The following is a 2549-nucleotide window of genomic DNA, read 5'->3' on the forward strand; positions in this document are numbered from 1 at the left end:
TCCTGGGCGCGGTGGGCGCACAGGGCGAGGATCGCCACGACCGTGGAGGGGTTGTGCACGCGCCCATCCAGGACGGCGTCGGTCACCTCGTCGACGCCGACCCACACGAGCGGCATGGCGGCCTCCTCGTCCTGCCGGGTGTGCCGCTCGCCGTCGGGGATCTCTTCGATCTGACGGGCCAGGAACACGCGGATCGCCTCGCTGGAGCCGCCCGGGGTCGTGTAGTAGTCGACGAGGGTGTGCCACTCGCGGGCGCGCAGGTCGGCCTCCTCGGCCAGCTCACGGACGGCGACCTGGTGGAGGTCCTCCCCGTCCACGTCCCGCAGGCCCGCCGGGATCTCCCACAGCTCCATGCCCACGGGGTGGCGGTACTGGCGGACGAGGGCCACCTGCTCGCGGGGGCCGGTGGTGGTGAGCTTGGTGCGGACCGCGAGGATCGCCACGGCGCCCGGGTGCACCATCAGCTCCCGGGTCAGGGGATCCTGGGACTTGTCCGCCGGGTCCAGGCGGAACGACTCCCGGGCGATGTCCCACACTCGGCCTTCGTAGACGGTCTTCGACTTCTTCACCGGGCGGGGGACGTGCAGGTCGCGCAGGGGCGAGCGTCCCGCGGACGCGGGGATCTCAGGCATGGGGCGATCCTTTCATGTCGGGGCGGCGGGCGCGGGCTCGGATCAGTCTGGGAACGAGAGGTCGCGCACCCCGCGGTCGAGCTCCTGCGCCCGCCACGAGGAGCCCACCAGCAGGAACACGAACTCCTCCGTCTCCGCGTAATAGGCGCCGTCGTCGCCGGCGGAGATCCCCCGCAGGCCGCCCAGTGGGTTGAGCTCCCGGACGGTGCCATCGACCGAGACGATCCGCGGCACCACGCGCTCGTCGGGCTTCGCGGCGTACGCCGAGACGAGCAGGTTCGTGTCGCCGGCCCACTCCACCGAGTCCTCCGACCCGGAGGAGGGCAGCAGGATCGGCTCGGTCAGGGCGTTCGGCACCCCGTCCGAACCGCGCACGACGCCGGACACGCGCAGGGTGGTCCGCTGGCCGTCGTCGACGAGGATCGCGGCCCGGGCCCCGCTCCGGGACAACCGCAGGTCGACGATCCGCTCACCGGGCCGCAGCCAGGTGGCCGTCACGATGCGCTCCTGCCCGCCGGGCTGGGCCGGGACGGCACGGATCCGCGAGGTCGTCCCCCTGTCGGCCGCCCATACCCAGCCCAGGAGGTCCAGCGACGGGACGGTGAGTCCGGTGCCGCGCAGCGCCTCCCGCAGGGAGCCGTCCGTACCGGCGACGAGGACCGCCGTCCGATCACGGGTGACGAACGCGAATCGGCTGCGGTCGCCGGACATCGTCGGGCGGACCGGATCGAGCGCGGTGACGTCCGGGGCACCGCCCACCGGCGTGACGCTGGTCCCCTGCACGTACACGAGTCCGCCCGTCGCCGTGTCGATGCCCACCTGGACCGAGCCGACGGCGGGGTCGGTCTGGACCGGGGCGGGGCCGTCGCCTCCCGACGTGGACAACTGGGCGCCGGCGACGGTCACCTCGACCTCCTTGACCGACTGGAGGCCCGTCAGGGTCAGCTCCAGCTGCTCCCGCATGCGGTGCCGCCGGTCGGCATCGGCCCCCTCGGCTGCCGCCTGGGTGAGGTCGACGTGGGCCACGCCGTCGTCGTCGACGGGCACCGTGGGCGCGGCCAGGTCGGTGCCGGTGCGCAGCGGGAAGGCCGTCTCCACCGCCCCGGCCAGATACGGTGCCGGCCCGCGCAGCAGCGCTCGCGTCAGCGCGGTCACGGTGGTGCCCCGATTGACGAACCACCGCACGTCCGGCACGACGTAGCGCTTCGCGGTGTCGTAGAAGGCGAGCTCGTGCGGGGCGAACAGCTGTCCGAACTGCGCCTGGGAGAGCAGCGTGCCGTTCTCCGTGGACGTGATCCGCATGCCCTGCGGCCGTTCCTGCACCGTGACCGCCCAGGCCCGCGTGGTCCCCGGCGGCGCGACGGTCCGCAGGCCGTACTCGTCGATCTCCGAGTCGACCTCGACCTGGATCTGGTAGTCCCCGGCGCCGTCGCCCCGGGTGATGCGCGGCTCCGCCGAGTACACGAGGGTGCGCTGTCCGGGCGTCCACTGGGTGGCCGCGGGCCCGTCGAGGAACTCGCGCGCCACCGCGTAGTCGTCCTGCGGGCTCGTGCCCGCGAGCAGGAAGCCCCGGATGGCCTCCTCCGCCGTGTCCGACTCGGCCGGTCCCGGCGGATGGAACTGCGGCGCGTCGGCGTCTGCGGTGGCCCCGTCGACCGGGTCGGCGCTGCGCACCTCGGAGCTCTGGGGGATCTGGGTACAGCCGCTGAGGGCGAGCATCAGGGCGACGGTCACGCCGACGACGGCGACCCGCGGCGGGCGGGGCGGCTGCGGATCCACGGTGGTCATCGGGCCTCCTCTGCCGGGTCGTCGCCGGTCGGGTCCCCGGGGGCCGACCCGTGGGCGGGATCCTCCGCAGGGACCACGCGCACCGGCCGGGTGGGTGCGGTCAGGGCCTGCTCGGCCTGGCGCGCGGAC

The 2549-nt window shown here is 74.1% G+C and carries 2 protein-coding genes; both read right to left on the minus strand.

All coding sequences use genetic code 11. The features are described 5' to 3' along the window. Positions 1–632 (minus strand): NUDIX hydrolase (locus tag D8M29_RS10770; RefSeq protein ID WP_148111589.1); only part of this gene is annotated, 632 nt, incomplete at its 3' end. Between the two features lie 42 nt (positions 633–674). After that, positions 675–2420, minus strand: a complete 1746-nt coding sequence (locus tag D8M29_RS10775; protein ID WP_127435435.1) for an LpqB family beta-propeller domain-containing protein — start codon at positions 2418–2420, stop codon at positions 675–677. Positions 2421–2549 lie beyond the last annotated feature (129 nt).

This window comes from Micrococcus sp. HSID17227, assembly GCF_003989405.1.
Classification (GTDB): Bacteria; Actinomycetota; Actinomycetes; order Actinomycetales; family Micrococcaceae; genus Micrococcus; species Micrococcus luteus.

What these genes read in the sequence shown, in the direction of transcription:
- D8M29_RS10775 (WP_127435435.1), bottom strand. Translation starts at nt 2,420, where the DNA reads ATGACCACCGTGGATCCGCAGCCGCCCCGCCCGCCGCGGGTCGCCGTC.